At 60.9% G+C, this 25910-nt stretch carries 23 protein-coding genes; 12 read left to right on the forward strand and 11 right to left on the reverse strand.

Annotated features, from left to right (window positions below):
* Positions 1-12: 12 nt before the first annotated feature.
* Positions 13-861, reverse strand: a complete 849-nt coding sequence (gene focA / locus J9885_RS06730; protein WP_134694987.1) for a formate transporter FocA — start codon at positions 859-861, stop codon at positions 13-15.
* A 381-nt stretch (positions 862-1242) separates the two neighbouring features.
* Positions 1243-3003 (reverse strand): 30S ribosomal protein S12 methylthiotransferase accessory factor YcaO, encoded by a 1761-nt coding sequence (gene ycaO, locus J9885_RS06735; RefSeq protein ID WP_210548528.1) that lies wholly within the window; start codon positions 3001-3003, stop codon positions 1243-1245.
* Positions 3004-3358: 355 nt separating this feature from the next.
* On the opposite strand from ycaO, the gene J9885_RS06740 reads away from it, so the two are divergent.
* Positions 3359-4048, forward strand: coding sequence for a B3/4 domain-containing protein (locus J9885_RS06740; protein WP_210548529.1), 690 nt, complete (start codon positions 3359-3361; stop codon positions 4046-4048).
* Between the two features lie 138 nt (positions 4049-4186).
* Here the strand turns inward: J9885_RS06740 and sugE are convergent, their stop codons facing one another.
* Entirely contained in the window at positions 4187-4501 is a 315-nt protein-coding gene (gene sugE, locus J9885_RS06745) for a quaternary ammonium compound efflux SMR transporter SugE (protein ID WP_210548530.1), read from the reverse strand.
* Positions 4502-4836: 335 nt separating this feature from the next.
* Between sugE and asd the strand changes: the two genes are divergently transcribed.
* Complete coding sequence (asd, locus tag J9885_RS06750) at positions 4837-5949, forward strand: aspartate-semialdehyde dehydrogenase (protein WP_043761043.1); 1113 nt, start codon at positions 4837-4839, stop codon at positions 5947-5949.
* A gap of 117 nt (positions 5950-6066) precedes the next feature.
* Here asd and cspD read toward each other — a convergent pair whose 3' ends face one another.
* Positions 6067-6285 carry a cold shock-like protein CspD gene (gene cspD, locus J9885_RS06755; protein WP_010674510.1) on the reverse strand — a complete coding sequence of 73 codons (219 nt, stop codon included), beginning with the start codon at positions 6283-6285 and terminating at the stop codon, positions 6067-6069.
* A gap of 228 nt (positions 6286-6513) precedes the next feature.
* Here cspD and clpS point away from each other — a divergent pair, with 228 nt between their 5' ends.
* The gene (gene clpS, locus J9885_RS06760) at positions 6514-6831 is read left to right on the forward strand and encodes an ATP-dependent Clp protease adapter ClpS (RefSeq protein WP_005325410.1); all 318 of its coding nucleotides are present in this window, start codon (positions 6514-6516) and stop codon (positions 6829-6831) included.
* Between the two features lie 60 nt (positions 6832-6891).
* Entirely contained in the window at positions 6892-9147 is a 2256-nt protein-coding gene (gene clpA / locus J9885_RS06765; protein WP_043761039.1) for an ATP-dependent Clp protease ATP-binding subunit ClpA, read from the forward strand.
* Positions 9148-9217: 70 nt separating this feature from the next.
* On the opposite strand, the gene infA is transcribed toward clpA, so the two are convergent.
* The 3 genes from infA to aat all read right to left on the reverse strand — a co-directional run bounded on the left by infA (position 9218) and on the right by aat (position 10925).
* Positions 9218-9436 (reverse strand): translation initiation factor IF-1, encoded by a 219-nt coding sequence (infA, locus tag J9885_RS06770; protein ID WP_005300033.1) that lies wholly within the window; start codon positions 9434-9436, stop codon positions 9218-9220.
* A gap of 68 nt (positions 9437-9504) precedes the next feature.
* The gene (locus J9885_RS06775) at positions 9505-10221 is read right to left on the reverse strand and encodes an arginyltransferase (RefSeq protein WP_043761037.1); all 717 of its coding nucleotides are present in this window, start codon (positions 10219-10221) and stop codon (positions 9505-9507) included.
* Positions 10218-10925 (reverse strand): leucyl/phenylalanyl-tRNA--protein transferase, encoded by a 708-nt coding sequence (gene aat / locus J9885_RS06780; RefSeq protein WP_210548531.1) that lies wholly within the window; start codon positions 10923-10925, stop codon positions 10218-10220. The genes J9885_RS06775 and aat overlap by 4 nt, the downstream gene beginning before the upstream one ends.
* Before the next feature lie 17 nt (positions 10926-10942).
* Here aat and J9885_RS06785 point away from each other — a divergent pair, with 17 nt between their 5' ends.
* Positions 10943-11413, forward strand: a complete 471-nt coding sequence (locus J9885_RS06785; protein ID WP_210548532.1) for a glycine zipper 2TM domain-containing protein — start codon at positions 10943-10945, stop codon at positions 11411-11413.
* Positions 11414-11511: 98 nt separating this feature from the next.
* Here J9885_RS06785 and J9885_RS06790 read toward each other — a convergent pair whose 3' ends face one another.
* The 3 genes from J9885_RS06790 to ald form a co-directional block, all read right to left on the reverse strand.
* Positions 11512-12753 (reverse strand): diguanylate cyclase, encoded by a 1242-nt coding sequence (locus tag J9885_RS06790; protein WP_043761033.1) that lies wholly within the window; start codon positions 12751-12753, stop codon positions 11512-11514.
* Between the two features lie 56 nt (positions 12754-12809).
* The gene (gene trxB / locus J9885_RS06795) at positions 12810-13760 is read right to left on the reverse strand and encodes a thioredoxin-disulfide reductase (RefSeq protein ID WP_210548533.1); all 951 of its coding nucleotides are present in this window, start codon (positions 13758-13760) and stop codon (positions 12810-12812) included.
* Between the two features lie 184 nt (positions 13761-13944).
* Complete coding sequence (gene ald, locus J9885_RS06800) at positions 13945-15060, reverse strand: alanine dehydrogenase (protein ID WP_210548534.1); 1116 nt, start codon at positions 15058-15060, stop codon at positions 13945-13947.
* Positions 15061-15210: 150 nt separating this feature from the next.
* On the opposite strand from ald, the gene lrp reads away from it, so the two are divergent.
* The 7 genes from lrp (at position 15211) to purF (ending at position 24347) form a co-directional block, all read left to right on the forward strand.
* On the forward strand, positions 15211-15702 hold the full coding sequence (gene lrp, locus J9885_RS06805) for a leucine-responsive transcriptional regulator Lrp (RefSeq protein WP_005300047.1): 492 nt from the start codon (positions 15211-15213) through the stop codon (positions 15700-15702).
* A 190-nt stretch (positions 15703-15892) separates the two neighbouring features.
* Positions 15893-18397 (forward strand): DNA translocase FtsK 4TM domain-containing protein, encoded by a 2505-nt coding sequence (locus J9885_RS06810; RefSeq protein WP_210548535.1) that lies wholly within the window; start codon positions 15893-15895, stop codon positions 18395-18397.
* A 71-nt stretch (positions 18398-18468) separates the two neighbouring features.
* Complete coding sequence (gene lolA, locus J9885_RS06815) at positions 18469-19077, forward strand: outer membrane lipoprotein chaperone LolA (protein WP_210548536.1); 609 nt, start codon at positions 18469-18471, stop codon at positions 19075-19077.
* Between the two features lie 70 nt (positions 19078-19147).
* A complete protein-coding gene (locus tag J9885_RS06820; RefSeq protein ID WP_282598281.1) occupies positions 19148-20491 on the forward strand; it encodes a replication-associated recombination protein A in 1344 nt (447 codons plus the stop codon).
* Between the two features lie 341 nt (positions 20492-20832).
* Positions 20833-22128, forward strand: coding sequence for a serine--tRNA ligase (gene serS, locus J9885_RS06825; RefSeq protein ID WP_043761019.1), 1296 nt, complete (start codon positions 20833-20835; stop codon positions 22126-22128).
* A 188-nt stretch (positions 22129-22316) separates the two neighbouring features.
* Entirely contained in the window at positions 22317-22808 is a 492-nt protein-coding gene (locus J9885_RS06830) for a CvpA family protein (protein WP_043761016.1), read from the forward strand.
* An 18-nt stretch (positions 22809-22826) separates the two neighbouring features.
* The gene (gene purF, locus J9885_RS06835; RefSeq protein WP_043761014.1) at positions 22827-24347 is read left to right on the forward strand and encodes an amidophosphoribosyltransferase; all 1521 of its coding nucleotides are present in this window, start codon (positions 22827-22829) and stop codon (positions 24345-24347) included.
* Between the two features lie 105 nt (positions 24348-24452).
* On the opposite strand, the gene J9885_RS06840 is transcribed toward purF, so the two are convergent.
* A complete protein-coding gene (locus J9885_RS06840; RefSeq protein WP_210548538.1) occupies positions 24453-25883 on the reverse strand; it encodes a 6-phospho-beta-glucosidase in 1431 nt (476 codons plus the stop codon).
* Between the last annotated feature and the right edge of the window lie 27 nt (positions 25884-25910).

Consider the following 25910-nt stretch of genomic DNA (forward strand, 5'->3'; position numbering starts at 1 on the left):
CTGCCGCCATCCTTAATGATGGCGACGGAAGATAAACCAGTAAGTCAGTCCTACCATGACGCCACCACCAATGATATTGCCAATGGTGACAGGGATCAGGTTGTGCAAGACGAAATTGGATACGGTCAGGTCGGCAAAGGTCGCCGGGTCCTGGCCGATGGCCTGCCAGAATTCCGGGCCTGCGACGCTGTGAATGGCGATACCGACCGGGATCATAAACATGTTTGCGATGCTGTGCTCGAAGCCGGAGGCGACGAACATGGCGACGGGGAGCAGCATCACCATCACCTTGTCGGTGGCACTGCGGGCGCCGAAGGCCATCCACACGGCGAGACACACCATGAGGTTACAGAGGATGCCAAGGGCCACGGCTTCGAAGAAGGTGTGATGGATCTTGTGCTGGGCCACTTTCATGGCGTTCAGTCCCCACTGGCCATCCGCTGCCGTGTATTCCGCCGACATGATGATGAGGCCGACGATGATGAGCCCGCCGATGAGGTTGCCGAAGTAGACGAGTCCCCAGTTCTTGAGCAGCTGGGCCCAGCTGATTCGATTGGCCGCCTTGGCCACCAGGGTCAGGGTGGTGGAGGTGAACAGCTCGGCGCCGAGCAGCACACAGAGGATGAGGCCGAGGGAGAAGCAGAGACCACCGACCAGCTTGGCCATGCCCCAGGACATGCCGCTCGAGCCGGTAGTGACGGTGATGTAGAAGACGAAGGCGATGGCGATGAAGGCGCCTGCCGTGATGGCCAGAGGGATAGTCTTGTATGCGGGCTTGGTGGCCTTGGCATAGGTAATGTCTTCGGCCAGTGCGGCGATGGCTTCGGGCTTCAGACAATCAAAGGGAGATTCTGCTTTCAATTCTCGTTACCTGCATATTTTGCCTGTGGAAATCATAACAAAGGGGCAGATCCCCAAAATTGACACCGATCAAGAATTACAGATTGTGAATGTAATTTTACTACAGGATTTTTTGCTATCCGGAAGCGTTTCTTTACACCAGGTTTCAGGTGAAACATAAATAGGTCTGTTATTAATTTCATGATTTTTAAGAACTTATAAAGAGCGTCCCTAAAAAAGTACCGGCAAGGCATCTTTGCGGCGGCGCTGCACCATGAGTGCCAAATTAACAACCCCCTAAGAGGTATTTTTTGTCTTTTATTTCATCTTTGTGGCTTGGCCAGCCAAAGCGTAGACCATAAAACAGAAGGGGCCCTAAGGCCCCTTCGTCACACTAGCATATCAGTTCCAGGTATGGATTCGTTTGGCTTTTTGTAGCTTTTCGTAGGCCGCCAGCAGTTTTTGGTGCAGCGGGAACTGCTCGAGCGACAGATCAGCCGCCTCCAGACCGTGGAAGCGCGCCTCGCCGCGGGCGTTGGCCCAGGCCTGTGCCAGGGTCTCCTCCCCGAACATGCGGGCGAACACCGGACGGTATTGCTCTGGGTCGCGATCCTCGTCCAGGAAGAGCTCGACGCAGGCGCGCAGGGCGCGGTAGTAGGCAGCGCGATCGGCCGGGAACACCGACTGGTTGAACTCCATGGTCCAGTCGATGAGATCAAGCGCGCTCTCCAGCTCGCCTGCGGCCAGGGCCAGCATGGCTTTGAGCTCACCGACCCGCAGGGTGTGCAGGGCGCTGCCCTTGGCGGCGGCGATGCCGAGCAGCTCGCGCACCCGGGTCCGCTCGTCGTGACCCTCTTCATCCAGCTGGTCGAACAGCGCCATGTACTGCTCTGCGTCCCACTCCAGGGATGGCAGCGCCAGTATGGTCTCCCGCAGGTGGGCCCCCATGGTGTTGTTGGCCAGCAGCAGATCTTCCACCGGGTAGATGTCGGACATGCCGGGTACCAGGATTCGGCAGGCGTAGACGCCCAGGTGCTCGTAATCGGCGATGTAGACCGGCTGCTCCAGCTCGTGGAAGATGCCGATCAGGTGGTCGAACTCTTCTTGCGAGGTGCCGCGGAAGTCCCAGTCGGCAAATTCGAAGTCGGACTCCTGCTTGAACAGATCCCAGCTGATGAGGCCGGAGGAGTCGATGAAGTGGGTCTCCAGGTTGTGGTGATCCGCCACCTGCTCGTTGTCAAACGACGGCGGCACGAAGACGTCCAGATCCTTGAGGCTGCGGCCTTGCAGCAGCTCGGTGACGGTACGCTCGAAGGCCACTTCGAAGCGCGGGTGGGCGCCGAAGGAGGCAAAGCAGGTGCCGTTGCTCGGGTTGAGCAGCACCACGCAGATGACCGGATAACGGCCGCCGAGCGACGCATCGAAGCTGTAGATGGGGAAGCCTTCGGCCTCCAGCGCATCGATGGAGGCCTTGATGCCGGGGTAGCGGGCGATGACCTCCGCCGGGATCTCCGGCAGGCTGATGGCCTCGGCAATGATCTTGTTCTTCACGTGGCGCTCGAACACCTCGGACAGGCCCTGGGTGCGGGCTTCGGTCTTGGTGTTGCCGGCGCTCATGCCGTTGGAGACGTAGAGGTTGCCGACGATGTTCATCGGGATATAGACGGTCTGGTGGTCGGACTGACGCTCGAAGGGCAGGGCGACGATGCCGCGCTCCTCGTTGCCGGATTGCAGATCCACCAGCATGTCGGCGGTCACTTCACCGTCCGGGTTGTAGAACTTGCGGGTGAAGGAGTCGAGCAGACCGGCCGGCAGTTGATCCCCCTCGATGGGGAACCACTTCTCGTTCGGGTAGTGCACGAAGTCGCCGTTTGCTACCTGCTCGCCCAGATAGAAGTCGGCGAAGAAGTAGTTGGTGGAGAGACGCTCGAAATATTCGCCAAGAGCGGAGGCGAGCGCCGCCTTCTTGCTGGCACCCTTGCCGTTGGTAAAGCAGAGGGCGCAATCCTTGTCCCGGATGTGCACGGACCAGACGTTCGGTACGGGGTTGAGCCAGGAGGCCTCTTCGATATCAAACCCCAGGGCTTGCAGCTTGGTCTGGAAGCGTTCGATGGAGTCTTCCAGCGCCGCGTCCTTGCCGGGAATAAAGGTGTGGTCGGTCATCACAATGTCCTGATTTTAATGGGCTCATGTTTGGTCGCAGATAATAGCATGAGTGACGGGGAAAGCGGCCAGGGCAATGCGGCGGCGCAGGTATTTGAACAGATCCGGGGCCGGGATTCGGTCTGTGCAAAGAGAGGGACATTTTGGGCAACTGGCGACGCGGGCAAGCAGGGCTGGGTATCAGTTTTGCTTAACCCCCTTAAGAGAATGTCGATGTCATTGTGCCAAGGCTTCTTCCATCATGGCCCCTGCTCGATGAAGAGCGCGTGCCCAAGCCGGCTGCACGGCCTTTATCTGGCCTCTTCACCCCTCCTTATTACTGACATTGGTCATCCCTGGCTGACCGGGAGTTGTTATGCCCTTCATGATCCCCCGTATTGACCCCGACATCGCCACTCTGGCTCCCGGTTTCAGAGCCCTCAGCATTCTGGTGGCGGCGGCCCCCGTGACGAACCCGCATGTGGGCGCCGAAGCGCTGGTACGAGCGTGCGACACCGAGCCTGCGCCCTGGGCTCATGCCCATCTGGCCGCGTGGGGCGAGGTGTTCAAACGCTTTGGCGCCAAGCCACAGCGCACCCCCTGCTCGGCAGAGGCCCTGCGTAAACGGGTGCTGCGCGATGGCACCATGCCCAGCATCGACCCCGTGGTCGATCTCTACAATGCCGTCAGCATTGAGTACGCTATTCCCGTGGGTGGGGAAAATCTGACGGCCTATGAGGGCGCGCCACGCCTGGTGATCGCCGATGGCAGCGAGCTTTTTGACACCATAAAGGAAGGGGAGCCGGCCCACGAGGCGCCTGAACCCGGGGAAGTGGTGTGGCGGGATGACAGGGGGGTGACCTGCCGCCGCTGGAACTGGCGTCAGGGGATCCGGACCCGGCTCAGCGTGGAGTGCACCCAGATGTGGTTCATTCTGGAGAGCTTGCCTCCCATGCCGCTGGCGGCGCTGCACGAGGCTGGCGATCGGCTGGTGGCGGGTCTGTTGCAGATGATGCCGGAGGCCCGGATTGAGACGACCCTGATAGGGGCGTCTGACGGGGCATGACGACATGCACGCTTGCCGCTGGCGTGCAAGAGCGAAGGATTGGAAAGCCGCGAGCGATCTTAAGGGATTTTCACGTCTTATTGGTTGTTTTGTCACTTGCCAGTCAGCAGGTCGTGGGCCGACCACTCAAGGAAGTGGCTAACCTATTACTTTCAACCCCAGGATGCCGCCGATGATCAGCAGCAGGCAGAGCACCCGGGCCAGGGTGGCCGGTTCGTTGAACAGCCAGATCCCCATCAACACGGTGCCTACCGCACCGATACCGGTCCAGACTGCGTAGGCGGTGCCAAGGGGCAGTTGCTTGACTGCCATGGCGAGCAGCAGCACGCTCACGGCCATGGCACTCAGGGTAAGCAGGGTGGGGAGGGGACGGCTGAAACCGTTGGTGTACTTGAGGCCGATGGCCCAGGCGACCTCGAACAGACCGGCCAGAAGCAGGAGTAACCAGGACATAGAGAAGGTTCCGCAGGAAGCAGGGTCGTCCCTGCACATCGGGAGTCCTTGAGGTCGTCCCCAAGGGGCAGAGGGCTGCCGAGTGGTCTCAATGATGCCCCAAGCCGATACGGGATGCCAGCCGCTTGCTCGGCCACACGCCAGGCTGGCGGATATTGCAACGAATGGCACAGAATATTGCGCAATTCGACTTGCACCGGCCGCCACAATCCGTAATGTGGACAGACACATTCTTCGCAACCCACATATTGTGAACCCCTTGTAAATGGCGGCTGCCGGACAGGGGGGCGGGTGCAACACACGGTTTCTATAGCAGCTATCCAGGGTAGGACATTATGAAAAAAGTAGGTTTGGTCGGTTGGCGTGGCATGGTGGGTTCGGTCCTGATGAGCCGGATGCAGGAAGAGAAGGATTTCGCCCATATTCAACCCACCTTCTTCACCACCTCCCAGGCCGGTGAGGCCGCCCCCAACTTCGGCGTCGATGCCGGCACCCTGCAGGATGCCTTCGACATCGAGGCGCTGGCCGCACAGGAGATCATCATCACCGCCCAGGGCGGCGATTACACCAAAGATGTCTATCCGCGCCTGAAAGCCACTGGCTGGCAGGGTTACTGGATAGATGCGGCCTCCTCCCTGCGCATGGAGAAGGACGCGGTCATCATCCTGGATCCGGTCAACGGTGACGTCATCGAGCGGGCACTGAATGACGGCATCAAAACCTTCGTCGGCGGCAACTGCACCGTCAGCCTGATGTTGCTGGCTCTGGGCGGCCTGTTCAAGGCCGATCTGGTGGAGTGGGTGAGCGTGGCCACCTATCAGGCAGCGTCCGGTGGCGGTGCGCGCCATATGCGCGAGCTGGTCACCCAGATGGGCATACTGCGCGATGAAGTGGCGGTGGAGCTGGCGGATCCCGCCTCTGCCATTCTCGACATCGAGCGCAAGATAACCGAGAAGACCCGCTCCGGCACTCTGCCGGTGGATAACTTCGGCGTGCCCCTGGCCGGTGGCCTGATCCCCTGGATCGACACCAAACTCGACAATGGCCAGAGCCGTGAAGAGTGGAAGGGTCAGGCCGAGACCAACAAGATCCTTGGGCTAGAAAGCGCCGCCATTCCGGTGGATGGTCTGTGTGTGCGCATCGGTGCCCTGCGCTGCCACAGCCAGGCCTTCACCATCAAGCTGAAAAAAGACGTGCCGCTCCCCGAAATCGAGGCCCTGCTGGCTGCCCACAATGACTGGGTGAAAGTGATCCCCAACGATCGCGACATCACCGCCCGCGAGCTGACCCCGGCGGCCGTCACCGGCACTCTCAGCATCCCGGTGGGTCGTCTGCGCAAGCTCAACATGGGTCCGGAGTACCTGGCCGCCTTCACCGTGGGCGATCAGCTGTTGTGGGGCGCCGCCGAGCCGCTGCGCCGCATGCTAAACATCCTGCTGGCCCGCTGAGCGCATATTGCGAAAGAACAGGGAAGGTCTGACCTTCCCTGTTCTGCGGGGCTGCAAACCCAATAAAAAAACGGCATCCCTGCAGGATGCCGTTTTTTAATTTATCCAGTCTGACTCTTAGATGTTCTGTGCTTCGTTTGGCACGATGACAGAGGCATGATTTCCTTTCGGCCCCTGTTGCAGTTCAAAATTGACTGCCTGACCTGCTTTCAAGGTCTTGTAACCTTCCATTTGAATCGTGGAGTAGTGAGCGAAGATATCTTCACCACCGCCTTCCGGACAGATAAACCCAAATCCTTTTGCGTTGTTGAACCACTTGACTGTTCCGGTTGCCATACATCTACATCCTTTTATTGATTACCCTGAAGTCGTTGAGTAACCTGCGCCGGCCTTATATAACTAGGGCATGACCCCATAGCAGACGGGCGCCGATTAGCAAGTAACCAATCTAGTCCAACTTTTAAGCGAGTCAAGAAGTTGTTAACAACCGATGTGATCTGGTTAACAAGTCTATTGACAATCGAGAACGAGACGGTAGTAATCTAGAGGTACCAAAGCGCAATTATGAGCAAGCAGAAAGAACTCTTTGCTAATGAAGAGATTGCAGAAGCAGAGAAAACGAAGCTGCAACCGCCACCCATGTACAAGGTCGTCCTGAACAACGACGACTACACACCGATGGAGTTCGTGGTGGAGGTGCTGCAAAGGTTCTTTGGTATGGATCTGGAGAAGGCCACTCAGGTGATGCTGAGCGTGCATTATAGTGGTAAGGGAGTCTGTGGCACATTCACCGCCGAGATTGCCGAAACCAAGGTGGTCCAGGTCAACACCTATTCACGTAACAACGAACATCCACTGCTATGTACCATGGAAAAGGCTTGAAGCTGATGACTTGATGGCGATAACGACACCGCATTGTTGCTGTACTGAGGGGAGGTGCCTATGTTGAACAAAGATCTAGAAAAGACGCTGAACGAGGCTTTCAAGCTGGCCCGTGACGAGCGCCACGAATTCATGACCGTCGAGCACCTGTTGTTAGCCCTGTTGGATAACAGCTCAGCCCATGAGGCGCTGAGTTCGTGTGGTGCGGATGTGGAGCAGATGCGCAAGGAGATCCGCGCATTCATCGATCAAACAACCCCGCTGATCCCCCGTGATGACGAAGATAGAGAGACCCAGCCGACCCTTGGTTTCCAGCGCGTGCTGCAACGCGCCGTGTTCCATGTCCAGTCGTCGGGCAATACCGAGGTCAGCGGTGCCAACGTCCTGGTCGCCATCTTCAGCGAGCAGGAGTCCCAGGCCGCCTACTTCCTGAAAAAGGCGGAAGTCAGCCGGCTGGACGTGGTGAATTTCCTCTCCCACGGGGTACGCAAAGACAGCAAACCCGAGAGTGGCGGCGGCAATAACGCCGAGTCCGATGATGAGGTCTCTTCCGCCCAGATCGAGAGCTTTGCCACCAACCTCAACCAGCTGGTGCTGGAGGGGCGAATCGACCCGCTCATCGGGCGCGATCAGGAGCTGAGCCGTACCATCCAGGTACTGTGCCGCCGCCGCAAGAACAACCCGCTGCTGGTGGGGGAGGCGGGGGTCGGCAAGACCGCCATCGCCGAGGGGCTGGCCTATCGCATCGTCAAGGGGGATGTGCCCGAGGTGATCGCTAACAGCACCATCTACTCCCTCGACATGGGCTCCCTGTTGGCGGGGACCAAATATCGTGGCGACTTCGAGAAACGCCTCAAGGTGCTGCTCAAGCAGATCGAGCGTCAGGAGGGGGCCATCCTCTTCATCGACGAGATCCACACCATCATCGGGGCGGGGGCCGCGTCCGGTGGCCAGCTCGATGCCGCAAACCTCATCAAGCCACTGCTTTCCAACGGCTTGCTGCGCTGCGTCGGCTCCACGACCTATCAGGAATATTCCCAGATCTTTGAAAAAGACCGGGCCCTGGCCCGCCGCTTCCAGAAGATCGACATCGTCGAGCCGAGTGTGGATGACACGACGCGTATTCTGATGGGGCTCAAGAGCCGCTATGAGTCTCACCATGGTGTGCGCTACACCGTCAAGGCCATTCGTGCCGCGGTGGAGCTCTCAGCCAAATACATCAACGATCGCCACCTGCCGGACAAGGCCATCGACGTGATCGACGAGGCGGGGGCAGGGCAGCGGTTGTTGCCGGCCAGCAAACGCAAGAAAGTGATCAATGTGCCGGAAATCGAGGCCATTGTAGCCAAGATCGCCCGCATCCCGGAGAAATCCGTCTCCTCCTCCGACAAGGAGGTGCTGAAGAACCTGGAGCGCAATCTCAAGATGGTGGTGTTCGGTCAGGACAAAGCTATCACTGTGCTCACGGATGCCATTAGGCTGTCACGCTCTGGCCTTGGCAACGAGCGTCGCCCCGTCGGGTGCTTCCTGTTCGCCGGTCCGACCGGGGTGGGCAAGACAGAAGTTACCCAGCAACTGGGCAAGGCGCTTGGGGTGGAAGTTCTGCGCTTTGACATGTCCGAATACATGGAGCGTCACACCGTCTCCCGCCTGATTGGGGCTCCTCCCGGCTATGTGGGGTTCGAGCAGGGCGGGCTGCTGACCGATTCCGTCCTCAAGCATCCGCACTCCGTGGTGCTGCTCGACGAGATCGAGAAGGCGCACCCGGATGTCTTCAACCTGCTGCTGCAGGTGATGGACAACGGCACCCTAACCGACAACAACGGGCGCAAGGCCGATTTTCGCAATGTGATCCTGGTGATGACCACCAACGCGGGGGTACAGGAGACACAGCGCAAGTCCATCGGCTTCCAGCAACAGGACATGAGCCACGATGCCATGGCGGTGATCAACAAGACCTTCAGCCCGGAGTTTCGCAACCGGCTGGATCACATCATCTGGTTCAACCACCTGGACATGGCGATCATCCATCAGGTCGTCGACAAGTTCATCGTCGAGCTGCAGGTACAGCTGGATGCGAAAGGGGTATCGCTCGAAGTCTCCGAAGAGGCGCGCCATTGGCTGGCCGAGAAGGGGTATGACAGGGCGATGGGGGCCAGACCCATGGGTCGGGTCATTCAGGAGCAGCTCAAGAAGCCGCTGGCCAACGAGATCCTGTTTGGTTCACTGGTCGATGGTGGCGTGGTGCGGGTCGAGCTGGTGAATAACAGCCTCAGCTTTGATTTTCAGGTCAACGTTGAAGCTGTCTCCCACTGATGGGTCATGAATGCCAGCAATGACAAAAAACCCCAACCGAGAGGCTGGGGTTTTTTGCTGAATTCCTGGCTTAGCGAGAGCGGAAAACAATACGTCCCTTGGAGAGATCGTACGGAGTCAGAGCCACCGTTACTTTGTCTCCAGTCAGGATACGGATGTAGTTTTTGCGCATCTTGCCGGAAATATGAGCGATAACCACGTGACCATTTTCCAGTTCCACACGGAACATGGTATTGGGCAAGGTTTCGAGAATGGTACCCTGCATCTCAATACTGTCTTCTTTAGCCATTGAATCCTCTTGATAAGCCACAACAAAAAACCGCTGGATCATGCCGGATTTAAGGCTATGTGTAAAGTTTACTCGGGCCTGGCGTCGAATTTTTTCCATTCTCCCTGCACCAGCAGCTCGTGGGGCAGGTATTGGCGTTTGTAATTCATCTTGCGGCACTCCTCCACCAGATACCCCAGATAGAGCCACTGGCGACCGGTGCGCCGGGCAAGTTCCAACTGGCTCAAAATGGCAAAGGTGCCGAGGGAGCGGTCGGCGTGGTCCGGGTCGAAGAAGGTGTACATGGCGCTCATCGAGTGGGGAAGCAGGTCCGTGGTCGCGACCCCGATGAGGCGTCCCTCCTTGCGTATCTCCAAGTAGAGGGGCGGCATCCAGTCGCAGTGCAGGAATCCCTTGTACTGGGTACGGCTCGGTGGATACATGCTGCCATCCCGGTGGCGCTCGCGGATATAGCGCTCATAGAGCTGGTAGTACTCCGGCTTGTCGTCGTAGCTCAGCACCAGCTCGAGATCGCGGTTGAGATGGCGAATGCGCTTCTGGCTGCGGCTCGGTACGAACCGCTCGCTGTGGATGCGCAGGGACTGGCAGGCGCTGCAGGCGGGGCAGTGGGGACGATAGATGTCGTTGCCGCTGCGGCGAAATCCGGCGGTCAGCAGCCGCTCATACCCTGCGGCATTGAGCAGATCATGATCCATCAGTACCAGCAACTGCTCCTGCTCGTGGCCAAGATAGCTGCACGGGTGCCTGGGGGTCAGCCCCACCTTGAGGATCACTTCTTCGCTCATGGGCTGATCCTCCTCGCCTGCCAGCAGCCATCCAGCAGGGGTTGCCGACTCAGGGTGGTCAATGCACTCAGGAATTGCTTTCTCGGCCACTCCTGGACACCCAGGGTCGCCAGAAAGGGGTTTTGCATCTGGCAGTCGATGAGGGCGCCACCATGGCGGGCGAAATGGCGACAGAGCGCCACCATGGCCAGCTTGGTGCCGTTGTCGATGCGACTGAACATGGACTCGCCGCAGAAGACGCGGCCGAGGGAGAGGCCGTAGAGACCGGCCTGCAGCTGGTCATCCTGCCAGATTTCGACGGAGTGCGCGTGGCCAAGGCGATGCAGCTGCCGGTAAGCGTCGATCATGGGGGCGCTGATCCAGGTTCCGCTGGCACTGCGACGAGGGGCGGCGCAGGCCGCAATCACCTCATCGAAGGCGCGATTGATGAACACCTCGACGGGAGTGCGGCGGATGACCTTCTGCAGGCTGCGACCAATATGGAGTTCGTCGGGCACGATGACCCCCCTGGGATCCGGTGACCACCACAGTAGCGGCTGGTGTGGCTCATTCCATGGAAAGATCCCGCTGTGATAAGCTGCCAGCAGTCGAGCGGGGGAGAGATCCCCCCCTATCGCCAGCAGTCCGTTGGGTTCTTCCAGCGCATGGCTGGGGGAGGGAAACCAGCACAGCTCATCATCCAGTTCGGTAAGATAGCGAGACATAAGGCAGAGGTTCATAGATGAAGGCCATTATCCTGATAGTATCCAGCTTGCTTGGCTTTGTCACGGCACCCGCCTGGGGCGCCGTGTATGAGCGCAACACGGCGCGCCCCGTGGAGCAGGTGGTCTTTGGTCAGGTCGACACGGTGCGCAACATCACCCAGAGCCAGATGGTGGAGTCCGAGCAGAGCGGCTGGAAGACGCTGGGAGGCGCCGTGCTCGGCGGGTTGCTCGGCAACCAGTTTGGCGGCGGTCACGGGCGGGAAATCGCCACGGCCGTGGGCGCGCTGGCGGGGGCGGCCGCGGTGCAGCATTACCAGTCCGGGGGCAGCGTGGTGGAAAGCAAATTGGTGGAGCTCTTGATCAGGAGCGACCAGGACAAGCTCATCAACGTGATCCAGGATTTCGATCCGACCATGGTGTTCGCGCAGGGCGACAAGGTGCGCATCCTCTATTTCAACGATGGCGTGCGGGTCGACAAAACGTACTGAGACCGGCGGGCAGAGGGGCTGGAGAAAGGAAAGTGACCCGGCGCTCACCCAAGGTGGCGCCGGGCGGTACTACACGGAGTGTCTTGTGCGAGACTCGGTCAGGCGCCCTGGGCGACGATTTTGTCGCGTCCGGTGTTCTTGGCCTGATAAAGCTGGCGATCTGCCTCGCAGAGCGCTTCGTCCATGGAGAGCCGCCCGACGTTGATGACGCCAAAACTGGCGCGCACAAACAGCGGTATCTCCCGTGACAAGGGCTGCTGGCGTAGCTGCTGGCGCAGCCCTTCCAGTCGCTTGAGCAGCACGGGGACGGGGCAATGGGCCACCATCAGGGCAAACTCTTCCCCACCGAAGCGGGCTATCATGGCATCCGGGAAAAACTGGGTAAGCAGCCGTGTCAGGTGGCAGAGCAGCTGATCGCCGATGGCATGACCCCAGTGATCGTTGACCTGCTTGAAATGATCCACGTCGAGCACGCAGAGGGAGAGCGGCGCCTGCTGGCGCTGGTGCTCCTCGAACCACTTCTGTCCCTCGTTGAACCAGTAGCGCCGGTTGTAGAGTCCGGTCAGGTAGTCCCGGTTGGCCGACTCCTGGATGCTGTTGAACTGTTCCAGCGCTTCCAGGTTGTGGCTGACCCGGCACTGCAGCTCCTCGGGTTCAAAGGGCTGGTTGAGGAAGTCGTTCGCCCCTTGCTTGAGGTAGCGGGCCGAGAGGCCGTGCTTGTCCGACACCGAGATGCCGATGATGGCGAGCTGCTGCTTGCTGTAGCGCTCCCGCAGCATCCGCACCAGACTGATGCCGTCGATCTCCGGCATGTAGTAGTCCACCAGCATGAGTCGGATGGCGGGGTGCTGCTCGAGCAGGGCCAGGGCATCGCGGGCACAGGCGGCCTCGTGTACCTGCAGCAGCTGCTTGCGTAGCTGGGCCGCAGTGCGGTGGCGAGAGGTGCGCGAATCATCGACCACCAGCACTTCGATGGCCTGGTTCAAATAGAGGCGGTGCACCAGGCTGACGGCATATTGCAGGGAGTGACGTGAGTCCTTCATCACGTAGTCCAGCACCCCTGCATCCAGCCAGGCTTCCCGTTTCTCCTCGCTGATGTCGGCGGTGAGGATCACCACAGGCAAGCCGCGCTCCATCAGCACATTGACGGCCTCTCCAGAGGGGGCATCCGGCAGGGTGAGATCCACCAGGGCGACCACATACTCCTCACCCTGGCAGTCGCGCGCAGCGTCAAGGCTATCAAAGGCATCGATTTCCAGTCCGGTCTGCTGCGCAATGGCCTGGGTCAGCATGCGACGAACCGTCAGGCTGTCTTCCACAATCATGATTTTCCGTTTCATTCTTCTCCTCAAAAGAAAAGGGCATGCCGATTGGCATGCCCTTTATATCCTCAGGGTTACTGGGCGTCCAGATATCGCTCGGCATCGAGGGCCGCCATGCAGCCGGTACCGGCGGAGGTGATCGCCTGACGATAGACGTGGTCTGCCACGTCACCGGCGGCAAACACGCCCGGGATACTGGTCTGGGTCGCGAACCCTTCCAGGCCGCCGCGCACCTTGAGATAGCCGTTTTCCATCGCCAGCTGACCCTCGAAGATCTGGGTGTTGGGCTGGTGACCGATGGCGATGAAGACCCCCATCAGCGGCAGTTCGGAGGTGGACTGGTCCAGGGTGCTGCGCAGGCGCACGCCGGTCACGCCCATGTCGTCCCCCAGCACTTCGTCCAGGGTCTGATGGGTGTGCAGCACTATGTTGCCGCTCTCGATCTTGTCGTGCAGGCGCTTGATCAGGATCTTCTCGGCACGGAACTCGTCGCGGCGATGGATGAGGTGTACCTTCTTGGCGATGTTGGCCAGATAGAGCGCCTCTTCAACGGCGGTGTTGCCGCCGCCGACCACGGCCACTTCCTGATTGCGGTAGAAGAAGCCGTCACAGGTAGCGCAGGCGGAGACGCCGCGGCCCTTGAAGGCCTCTTCGGAGGGCAGGCCCAGGTATTTGGCGGAAGCACCGGTGGCGAGGATCAGCGCGTCGCAGGTGTATTCCCCGTTGTCGCCCTTGAGGCGGAAGGGGCGCTCGGTCAGCGTCACTTCATTGATGTGATCGAAGAGGATGCGGGTATCGAACTTCTCCGCATGCTCTTTCATGCGCTCCATCAGGGCCGGACCGGTCAGTCCTTCCGCATCGCCAGGCCAGTTTTCCACTTCGGTGGTGGTGGTCAGCTGGCCACCTTGCTGCATGCCGGTGATGAGCAGGGGATTGAGGTTGGCGCGGGCGGCATAGACGGCCGCGGTGTAGCCTGCGGGGCCGGATCCCAGGATCAGCAGTTTGCTGTGAGTAACTTGGCTCATGATGTGATTTCCGAGACGTGATGAGTTTGCGCGATTGTAGGTAATTCGTGATCCGCGGTCAAAGGCCAGCGCCTCGATTGTCACAATCGCCGCAGGCGGGGGCGGGAGCCCCGAAGGCGGGATAAAAAAAAACCGCCCATCGCGGGCGGATTTTCACTCATCTGCACCCCTTGCGGGGGAGCGATCAGTTCAGCAGGGTCAGGGGATCCGTGTAGGCCAGGTTGTGGGCCACGGCGACCTCCTTGCAGGTGATCTTGCCCTCCATCACGTTCAGGCCGTGCAACAGGTGAGGGTCGCTCAGCAGTGCCTTGCGATAGCCCTGCTCCGCCAGCTTGACGATGAAGGGGAGGGTGGCGTTGTTGAGGGCCACGGTGGAGGTGCGGGCCACGGCGCCGGGCATGTTGGCCACACAGTAGTGCACCACGTCATCGACGATGAAGGTGGGATCCTCGTGGGTGGTCGCATGGGAGGTCTCGACACAGCCGCCCTGATCGATGGCCACGTCCACGATGGCCGAACCCGGCTTCATGCGGGCAATGTGGTCACGGCTGACAAGTTTTGGCGCAGTGGCGCCGGGCACCAGCACGCCGCCGATGACCAGATCCGCTGCCAGCAGGTGGCGCTCCAGGGTCTCGCGATTGGAGTAGACCACCTTGGCCGCGCCCTGGAACTCGCTGTCGAGACGACGCAGGGTATCGATGTTGTTGTCGAGGATGGTGACGTCGGCGCGCAGGCCGATGGCCATGCGGGCTGCATTGGAACCCACCACGCCGCCACCGATGATCACCACCTTGGCCGGTTCCACACCCGGAACACCGCCGAGCAGCACGCCGCTACCACCGCGGGACTTCTCCAGCGCCTGGGCACCCGCCTGAATAGACATGCGTCCAGCCACTTCCGACATGGGGGCCAGCAGGGGCAGGCCGCCACGACCGTCGGTGACGGTTTCGTAGGCGATGCAGATGGCGCCGCTGTCCACCAGTTCCCGGGTCTGGGCCAGGTCTGGCGCCAGGTGCAGGTAGGTAAAGAGGGTCTGGCCCGGGCGCAGCATGGCGCGTTCGACCGCCTGCGGCTCCTTGACCTTGACGATCATCTCCGCCTTGGCGAAAACGTCTGCCGCAGAGGCCAGGATCTCGGCTCCGGCAGCCAGATAATCTGCATCACTGAAGCCAATGCCATTTCCTGCGCCGCTTTGAACGAAAACAGTATGGTTTCGTGCTGTCAGTTCACGTACACTGGCCGGAACCATGCCTACGCGATATTCATGGTTTTTTATTTCCTTAGGTACACCGATAATCATGCTATCCCTCGTCTATCGATTGGTGGTTTATGTTGCCTAATTGTTAAGCGACATATGCGCCTAGTATATTCAGGTATTGACAGGATTTGTGACCATTATTATAAAATGACTGGTGATTCTTACCAAAAAATAGCCAAAGGATGGAATTAAATGATGGAAGCTAAGAGTCGGCTAAAGGATTTGGACAGGATTGACCGCAACATTCTTAATGAACTGCAAAAGGATGGCAGGATTTCGAACGTTGAGTTGTCCAAACGAGTTGGCCTGAGTCCCACACCGTGTCTGGAACGGGTTCGTCGCCTGGAGCGACAAGGGTATATCGAAGGGTATGCCGCCATTCTGAATCCTCATTATCTTGACGCGTCTCTGCTGGTATTCGTGGAAATTACCCTCAATCGTGGCGCACCCGACGTGTTCGAGCAGTTCAACAAGGCTGTTCAGGTACTCGAAGAGATCCAGGAGTGCCATCTGGTATCCGGTGATTTCGACTATCTGCTCAAGACCCGCGTCAGCGACATGTCCGCCTACCGCCGCCTGCTGGGTGAAACCCTGCTGCGTCTGCCGGGCGTTAATGACACCCGCACCTACGTGGTGATGGAAGAGGTCAAACAGAGCAGTCGTCTGGTGATCAGCACCCGATAAGCGGGGTTGTGCTGTGACTTGCAAGTACCATGACGAGTCACGATAGTCAGAAACGAGCGGCCGGTCCGCTCGTTTCTTCTTATTTGCTGTTTCATGGCCCGCCTTCAGGCACTGGCTGACAATCGGTGGGCTTTTCAGGGATACTAGGCCCCCTATCCCCGCATTCATGTTTTCAGAAAGGAGCCGGAGTTTGGCCGATAAAAAGCTGTTTACTCCTTTATCAGGTACACAACGGATCTTCGAGGCCGTCTTGATCGCCATCACCCTGATGGCTGCCTATCTCTTGCTTGCCCTCTTGACCTATCACCCCGCCGATCCCGGCTGGTCCCAGACCTCCTGGCAGGGAGAGGTTAAGAACCTCGCTGGCAGCGCGGGGGCCTGGCTCGCGGACATCACCATGTTTACCTTCGGGGCCTTCTCCTACCTGGTGCCCCCCCTGGTGGTCCTGCTCGGCTGGAGCCTGTTCTGGCGCCCGAGCAAGCTGCTGGAAGTGGACTATCTCACCCTGTCGGTTCGGATCATCGGTTTCATCCTCACCGTGCTCGGCATGTCCGCCATCGCCAGCATGAACTTCAACGATCTGCAGAACTTCTCCGCCGGTGGCCTGGTCGGAGACGTGATCGCCTCCGCCGTGGTGCCCCTGTTTGGTGGCGTTGGGGCCAACCTGATGCTGCTCTGCTTCGTGGCGACCGGCATCACCCTGTTTACTGGCTGGTCCTGGCTCACCATCGTCGAGCGTATCGGTGCCGCCTGCACCGGCAGCATCAGCGCCATCTACCATTTCCCCACCACCCTGGGTCGCTGGCTGACCGGCGGCTGGCGCCAGCCCCGCTACGAGGGGCCGGATCCCCTGCTGGAAGGTGGGGTGGGCAGCTTCGACCAGGAGGAGGACGAAGACGAGCCCCACAGCAGCTGGACACGCAATCCCAAGGCTAAAAATCGGGCTCAGAAGACAAAATCTGACGAATGGCTGCCGGAGCTTGACGAAGACACCTTCCAGTTCGATCCGCAGTTTGACGATGAGGATGACGACGCCCCGGCGCCTGCCGCCAAGGGCAAGCGCGTGGCCAATGGCCGTCAGCGCCCCGTGGTGAGCCAGGAAGAGGACGATCTCGATCTGCCCTGGGCGGAAGGGGAGGAGGCTCCCGAGGCCCCGGTCGCCCCGGCGCCGGTCAAGGCGAAGCGCCGTCCCCAGGCCGATCTGGCCCCCCTGCCGAGCATCGAACTGCTGGACAGGCCGCCCGCCAAGACCCAGATGATGAGCAAGGACGAGCTGGAGCGCATGGGCCGGCTGGTGGAGGCGAAACTCGCCGACTACAACGTGCAGGCCAAGGTGGTCGGCGTCTATCCGGGCCCCGTCATCACCCGTTTCGAGCTGGATCTGGCACCGGGCATGAAGGCGAGCAAGATCACCAACCTGTCGCGGGATCTCGCCCGTTCCCTCTCCGCCAGCAGCGTGCGGGTGGTGGAAGTGATCCCCGGCAAGACCTATGTCGGCATCGAGCTGCCCAACCGGGTGCGCCAGACCGTCTACCTGCGTGAGACCCTGGACTGCGAGGCGTTCCGTGATAGCCGCAATCCGCTGACCATGGGGCTGGGCCAGGACATCGCCGGCGAACCCGTGGTGGTGAACCTCGCCAAGATGCCCCACCTGCTGGTGGCCGGTACCACGGGCTCGGGCAAGTCGGTGGGGGTGAACACCATGATCATCTCCATGCTCTACAAGTCCTCGCCCGAAGACCTGCGCTTCATCATGATTGACCCCAAGATGCTGGAGCTCTCGGTCTACGAAGGCATTCCGCACCTGTTGACCGAGGTGGTCACCGACATGAAGGACGCAGCCAACGCCCTGCGCTGGTGCGTGGGCGAGATGGAGCGCCGCTACAAGCTGATGTCCGCAGTCGGGGTGCGCAACCTCAAGGGGTATAACGACAAGGTATTGGCCGCCATCGAGGCCGGTGATCCCCTGCTGGATCCCCTGTGGCGCCCGGGCGACTCCATGGATCAGATGCCGCCGGAGCTCGAGAAGCTGCCCCACATCGTGGTGGTGGTGGACGAGTTCGCCGACATGATGATGATCGTCGGCAAGAAGGTGGAAGAGCTCATTGCCCGTATCGCCCAGAAGGCGCGGGCGGCCGGTATTCACCTCATTCTCGCGACCCAGCGTCCGTCGGTGGATGTGATCACCGGCCTCATCAAGGCCAACATCCCGACCCGGATCTCCTTCCAGGTGTCGAGCAAGATCGATTCCCGCACCATCCTGGATCAGGGGGGCGCCGAATCCCTGCTCGGCATGGGGGACATGCTCTACATGCCGGCCGGTACCTCCAACCCGACCCGGGTCCACGGCGCCTTCGTCGATGACCACGAGGTGCATAAGGTGGTGGCGGACTGGAAACTGCGCGGCGAGCCGGATTACATCGAGGAGATCCTCTCCGGCGAGTCGGACGGCGAGGGGAGCGGCGGCGAATACGGCGGCGGTGGCGACGAGGAGCTCGACCCCCTGTTCGACGAGGCGGTCGCCTTCGTGGTGGAATCCCGCCGCGGCTCCACCTCCAGCGTGCAGCGCAAGTTCAAGATCGGTTACAACCGGGCGGCCCGTCTCATCGAGCAGATGGAAAACCAGGGCATCGTCAGCTCCCCGGGTGGCAACGGCCAGCGCGACGTGCTGGCACCGCCACCGGTGCGTGACTGAGCCTCACATCATCCTGGCCATGCCCTCTGTGGGCGTGGCCTTTTATCGAGAACCTCCCTATGAAGAGCCTGATGAAAAAACAACTGTTGATGGGTTCCATTCTGCTGGTCGCCAGCAGCCAGGTGTGGGCCGATGCGGCCAGCGATCTCAAGGACAAGCTGGCTGCCGTGAACGTCTTCTCCGCCAAGTTTGCCCAGACCGTCTATGACAGCAAGGGCAAGGAGCTGCAGAAGGCGAGCGGCTCCCTGGTGGTGCAGCGACCGAATCGTTTCAACTGGCACACCACCTCCCCAGACGAGAGCCTGATCGTGGCCGACGGCAAGGATGTCTGGGTCTACGACCCCTTCGTCGAGCAGGTCACCGCCCTCAAGATGAAGGATGCGGTGCTCAACACCCCCTTCGTGCTCATCGCCGGCAATGACAACAGCCTCTGGAAGAACTACGACGTGACCCAGGAAGGGGACGTCTATACCGTCACCAGTCGCAACAAGGACGAGCTCATCGCCTCCTTCCGCATCACCTTCGACAGGCAGAACAACATCAGCCGCTTCGACGTCAAAGAGGCGCAGGGGCAGTGGAGCGAGTTCACTCTGGGCAGCTTCAACCGCAAGCCGGTGCTCAAGGGCAACGAATTCGTGTTCAAGATCCCGAAGGGGGTCGAGCTGGACGATCAGCGCTGATGCCCGGGCAGGCGCTGACCTTGTTGGCGGGTCGCCCGGCAACGGCTGCCCGCACCCTTCCTGACGGTCAATGCAGATGAGCAATTTATCGCTGGATTTCTCGTCGGACTTTCGTCCGCTGGCGGCCCGGATGCGACCGCAAACCCTCGACCAGTACATCGGTCAGCAGCATATCCTTGGGCCCGACAAGCCCCTTCGCAAGGCTATTCTGGCCGGCCACTGCCACTCCATGATCCTGTGGGGGCCACCCGGTACCGGCAAGACCACGCTCGCAGAACTGGTGGCCCACTACTGCCAGGCGGAGGTGGAGCGGGTCTCCGCCGTCACCTCCGGCATCAAGGAGATCCGCGCCGCCATCGACAAGGCGAAGGAGAACAGCTGGCGCGGGGTACGCACCATCCTCTTCGTGGACGAGGTGCACCGCTTCAACAAGAGCCAGCAGGATGTCTTCCTGCCCCACATCGAAGATGGCACCATCACCTTCATCGGCGCCACCACCGAAAACCCCTCGTTCGAACTCAACAACGCGCTGCTCTCCCGGGCCCGGGTCTATCTGCTCAAACGGCTGGAAGAGAGCGACATCCTCGCCATGATCGATCAGGCGATGACGGACGCCCGCGGTCTCAATGACCCGGCCCTCGCCTTTGTCCCCGGGGTCAAGGAGGCGCTGGCAAAAGCCGTGGACGGGGACGGGCGCAAGTCCCTCAACTACCTGGAGCTCCTGGCCGACATGGCCCAGCTCGACGGCAGCGGCCACAAGCAGATCGACAGCGCCCTGCTCGCCGCCGTGGTGGGGGAGCACGTGGCGCGCTTCGACAAGGGGGGCGATCACTTCTACGACCTCATCTCGGCGGTGCACAAGTCCATTCGCGGCTCTGCGCCGGATGCGGCCCTCTACTGGTATGCCCGCATGGTGAGCGCCGGTTGCGATCCCCTCTACATCGCCCGCCGGTTGCTGGCCATCGCCTCGGAAGACGTGGGCAACGCCGACCCGCGCGCCATGCAGGTGGCCCTGTCGGCCTGGGACTGCTTCCACCGGGTCGGCCCGGCGGAAGGGGAGCGGGCCATCGCCCAGGCCATCGTCTACCTCGCCTGCGCCCCCAAGAGCAATGCGGTCTACACCGCCTGGAAGGCGGCGCTGGCGGACGCCAAGAACCTGCCGGATTTCGAGGTGCCGCCGCACCTTCGCAACGCCCCGACCAGGCTCATGAGCGAGCTCGGCTACGGCGCCGAGTACCGCTACGCCCACGACGAGCCGGGGGCCTATGCCGCAGGGGAGGAGTATTTCCCGCCGGAGCTGACTGGCAAGCAGTACTATCAGCCCACCGATCGCGGCCTTGAGAAGCAGATTGGCCAGAAGCTCGACTACCTGCGCGAACTGGACAGACAGAGCCCGCGCCGGCGGGACAAGTAGTCGGCTTGGGCAGGGGAGTGCCATGGCGCCCCCCTACCAGACCAATCCGGGCCGATTGCGCGTTAATTGGCCAGCGGATTTGATCCAGGTCGTCACCGCCCGGAAAACAGGGCAAAACGGGCGCATTACGCCCTGTTCGGGCGGGGGGGCGGTCTGCTACACTGCCCGTCTGACCCCGCTCGTCTAGGCTTTGCGCCATCTTCTTGATTTCGAAGGCTCGATCTTGTCGGCCCGATGCAAAAGAGGGCTGGGGTGTGCCAACCGATGTTAACTTCCGGATCTGTTCTTCAGCCCTGTCACGATGACTCGGGCCCAGATCCCATTAAAAAAGTAGGTAAACCATGCTGGATCCCAAATATCTGCGCAGCGACATCGACGATGCCGCCGCTCGTCTGGCGACACGTGGCTACGTTCTGGACGTAGCGGCTGTCAACGCTCTGGAAGAGAAACGCAAGGATCTGCAGTCCCGTACCCAGGAGCTGCAGGCCGAGCGTAATGCCCGCTCCAAGTCCATCGGTGAGGCGGCCCGCCGCGGTGAAGATGTGGCCCCCCTCAAGGCACAAGTGACCAAGATCAACGAGGAGCTGGAGACCAGCAAGGTCGAGCTGGAGGCCCTGCTGGCCGAGCTCAAGACCATCGCCGACATGATCCCCAACCTGCCGAGCGACTCCACCCCGGTGGGCCGCGACGAGAACGACAACGTGGAAGTGCGCCGCTGGGGCACCCCGCGCGAGTTCGACTTCCAGGTGCGCGATCACATCGATCTGGGTGAAGCGGCCAAGGGCATCGACTTCAAGAACGGCGTCAAGCTCTCCGGTTCCCGCTTCGTGGTGATGAAGGGCCAGATTGCCCGCCTGCACCGCGCCCTGGCCCAGTTCATGCTAGACCTGCACACCCTGCAGCACGGCTACACCGAGTGCTACGTGCCCTATCTGGTGAACCCGGACAGCCTGTACGGCACCGGCCAGCTGCCCAAGTTCTCCCAGGATCTCTTCAACACCGGTATCGAAGGGGAAGGGGAAGAAGAGGGCAAGGTACGCAAGTTCTCCCTGATCCCGACCTCCGAAGTGCCGCTCACCAACATGGCCCGGGACGAGATCTTCGACGAGCAGGACCTGCCCATCAAGATGACCGCCCACAGCCCCTGCTTCCGCTCCGAGGCGGGCTCCTACGGTCGTGACACCCGCGGTCTCATCCGCATGCACCAGTTCGACAAGGTCGAGATGGTCCAGCTGGTACACCCGGAGAAATCCTGGGACGCCCTGGAAGAGATGGTCGGTCACGCCGAGAAGGTGCTGCAGCTGCTGGAGCTGCCGTACCGCGTGATGGCGCTCTCTACCGGTGACATGGGCTTCTGCGCCGCCAAGACCTACGATCTGGAAGTGTGGCTGCCGGCCCAGAACACCTACCGCGAGATCTCCTCCGTCTCCAACTGCACCGACTTCCAGGCGCGCCGCATGCAGGCTCGCGTGCGGGTCGACGGCAAGCCGCAGCTGCTGCACACCCTGAACGGCTCCGGCCTGGCGGTGGGTCGCACCCTGGTGGCCGTGCTGGAGAACTACCAGCAGGCAGACGGCCGCATCGCCATCCCGGCGGCGCTGCAATCCTACATGGGCGGACTGACCCACATCGGGTAAGCCTTTGTTGCAGACGACAACGCCATGGCATGCCATGGCGTTGTGCATTCTGGCGCCGGTCACGGGGTGACAAGGAGGGCAGAATCGCCTCCCTCGGCACGCCGGTTCCGCGTTTAACACAATTTTATCAAGCATTGCGCAATCGTTTTTGTTAGACTGCGCCGCAATTTCGCAGGACATCTTTTTCTATGGTCTGGATTGATTACGCCATCATGGGCATCGTTGGTTTTTCCGCCCTCATCAGCCTGGTGCGCGGCTTCCTCAAGGAAGCCATGTCACTCGTCACCTGGTTCGTCGCCTTCTTCATCGCCAGCCATTTCTATTCCGATCTCGCCGTCTATTTCACCTCCTTCTCCGACGCCATGGTGCGCAATGGTCTCGCCATCGCAGCCCTGTTCGTGGCGACCCTGATCCTCGGCAGCGTGGTCAACTACGTGGTGGGCCTGCTGGTGGAAAAGACGGGGCTGTCCGGTACCGATCGGGTGCTGGGGGTCTGCTTCGGTGCGATCCGCGGGGTGCTGATCGTCAGCGCCCTGCTGTTTTTCATGGATACCTTCACCAGTCTCTCCCAGAGCGACTGGTGGGCGGCATCCAGACTGGTTCCCGAGTTCAAGCCGGTGATCCAGTGGTTCTTCGGGTTCATGATGAACTCGTCCAGTTTTCTTCAACAGGTACAGTGACATCGAGGTAGCAAAGACATGTGCGGTATTGTCGGTATAGTTGGCACCACCCCCGTCAATCAGGCCCTCTACGACGCCTTGACGGTGTTGCAGCACAGGGGACAGGATGCCGCCGGGATCGTGACCATTGACAGTGGAAACTTCCGGCAACGCAAGGCCAACGGTCTGGTGAAGGATGTGTTTGAAGTGCGCCACATGCAGCGGCTGAAAGGGAATATCGGCATCGGACACGTCCGCTATCCCACCGCCGGCAGCTCCAGCGCCGCAGAGGCCCAGCCTTTTTACGTCAACTCCCCCTACGGCATGGTGCTGGCCCACAACGGCAACCTCACCAACGCCAAGGAGCTCAAGGAGCAGCAGTTCAAGGTGGCCCGTCGCCACATCAACACCACCTCGGACTCCGAGGTGCTGCTGAACGTGCTGGCCCACGAGCTGGATCTGTGCGACAAGATGGCGCTGCGTCCGGAGGACATCTTCGCCGCGGTGCGCAAGGTGCATCAGCAGATCCGCGGCGCCTACGCCGTGGTCTCCCTGGTGATCGGCCACGGTCTCATCGGTTTCCGTGACCCGAACGGCATCCGCCCGCTGATCCTGGGCCGTCGTCAGGACGAGCAGGGCCAGGTGGAGTACATGCTCGCCTCCGAGAGCGTGGCCCTCGACGCCATCGGTTTCGAGACGGTGCGTGACGTCGCGCCGGGCGAGGCCATCTACATCACCGAGCAGGGCCAGCTCTTCTCCGAGCAGTGTGCGGACAACCCGCAGATGAGCCCCTGCATCTTCGAGTACGTCTACTTCGCCCGTCCCGACTCCTTCATCGACAAGGTCTCCGTCTACGCCGCCCGCCTCAACATGGGTCGCAAGCTGGGCCAGAAAATTGCCCGCGAGTGGGACGATCTCGATGTGGACGTAGTCATCCCCATCCCCGAGACCTCCTGCGACGTGGCGCTGGAGATCGCTCACACCCTGGGCCTGCCGTATCGCCAGGGCTTCGTGAAGAACCGCTACATCGGCCGTACCTTCATCATGCCGGGCCAGACCCAGCGCAAGAAGTCGGTGCGCCGCAAGCTCAACGCCATCAGCTCCGAATTCAAGGGCAAGAAGGTGTTGCTGGTGGACGACAGCATAGTGCGCGGCACTACGTCCGAGCAGATCATCCAGATGGCCCGTGAAGCGGGTGCTGCTAAGGTCTATTTTGCCTCGGCGGCGCCGGAAATTCGCTTCCCCAACGTCTACGGCATCGACATGCCCACCGCCAACGAGCTGATCGCCCATGGCCGTGAAGTGGAGGAGGTGTGCAAGCTGATCGGGGCCGACGGTCTCATCTTCCAGGATCTGGAAGATCTGGAAGCGGCGGTGCGGGAGATCAACCCCGAGCTGCGCCACTTCGAGACCTCGGTGTTCAACGGCCACTACGTGACCTCCGACGTGGATCAGGGCTACCTGGACCACCTGAACGCCCTGCGCAGCGACGACAACAAGGCGGTGCGCGAGTGGCAGGAAGGGACCAGCAACCTGGAAATTTTCAACGAAGGCAGTTAAACGTTTTCAGATTGTCATCGCGATGAAACAAGATGGGGGCCTAGGCCCCCATCTTGTGTTTGTGCACCCGGCGCAGAGCCTGGCGATAACCCGGGCAAGGGGCGCTCAGGCCAGATCCTCCCCGTTGCTCGCGATCACCTTCTTGTACCACCAGAACGACTTCTTGCGCCTGCGGGCCAGGGTGCCATGGCCGGCGTCGTCCCTGTCCACATGGACGAAGCCGTAGCGCTTGCTCATCTCGCCAGTGGAGGCGGAGACGAGATCGATGCAGCCCCAGCTGGTGTAGCCCATGAGCGGTATGCCGTCGGCGATGGCATCCCCCATGGCCTGGATGTGTTCCCGCAGGTAGGCGATGCGGTAGTCGTCCTCGATCTCCCCCTGTTCGTTCACCTCGTCCACCGCCCCCAGGCCGTTCTCCACCAAGAACAGCGGCTTCTGGTAGCGATCGTGCAGGGTGTTGATGGTGATGCGCAGGCCCAGGGGATCGATGCCCCAGCCCCATTCGCTGACCTCGATGTGGGGGTTGCGCAGGGACTTGACCACGTTGGCCTCGCTGGTGTTGCCCTGGTTCATGTCGGCGGCGGCGCAGCGGGAGGCGTAATAGCTGAAAGAGACGAAATCGACGGTGTGCTTGAGGATCTCGTCATCCCCCGGCTCCTTGACCAGGGTCACCCCCTTGTCGCGAAACACGCGGGCAGCATAGGCGGGGTAGGCGCCTCTCGCCTGCACGTCGATGAAGAAGAGGTTCTCGCGATCCTTCTCAAGGGCGGTCCAGACGTCGGCCGGCTTGCAGGAGTAGGGATAGAAGTTGCCCCCCGCCAGCATGCAGCCCACCCGGTTGGCCGGGTTCACCTCGTGGGCAATCCGGGTCGCCAGGGCGCTCGCGATGAGTTCGTGGTGGGCCGCCTGGTACTTCACCTGATCCTGGTGTTCACCCTCTTCGAACACCAGCCCGGCCCCGGAGAAGGGGCTGTGCAGCAGGATGTTGATCTCGTTGAAGGTGAGCCAGTACTTCACCAGGCCGTCGAAAGCTTCGAAGCAGGTGCGGGCATAGCGGGTGAAGAACCCGACCATCTGGCGGCTTCGCCAGGAGCCGTACTCCGTCACCAGGTGCATGGGCACGTCGAAGTGACACAGGGTCACCAGGGGTTCGATACCGTGCTTCTTGCACTCTTCGAACAGGGCGCGATAGAAGGCGATGCCCTCGGGGTTGGGCTCGCGCTCGTCCCCCCTGGGGTAGAGACGGGCCCAGGCGATGGAGGTGCGAAACACGGTGAAGCCCATCTCGGCCATCAGGGCGATGTCTTCCCGATAGCGGTGATAGAAGTCGATGGCCCCGTGGCTCGGGTAGAACTCGTCATCCCTCGGGGAGAAGCGCTTCTCCTGGCCGAGTTTGACCGCCATACGGTGCGGGCCATGGGGGATCATGTCCACCGTGGTCAACCCCTTGCCCCCCTCGAGATGGGCGCCTTCCGCCTGGTTGGCGGCCAGGGCCCCCCCCCACAGGAAGCCCTGGGGAAATCTTGCTAACGACATTGGTTACCTCTTGTCATGTCTGAAATG

The organism is Aeromonas sp. SrichE-2G (assembly GCF_017939565.1).
GTDB lineage: Bacteria > Pseudomonadota > Gammaproteobacteria > Enterobacterales > Aeromonadaceae > Aeromonas > Aeromonas taiwanensis.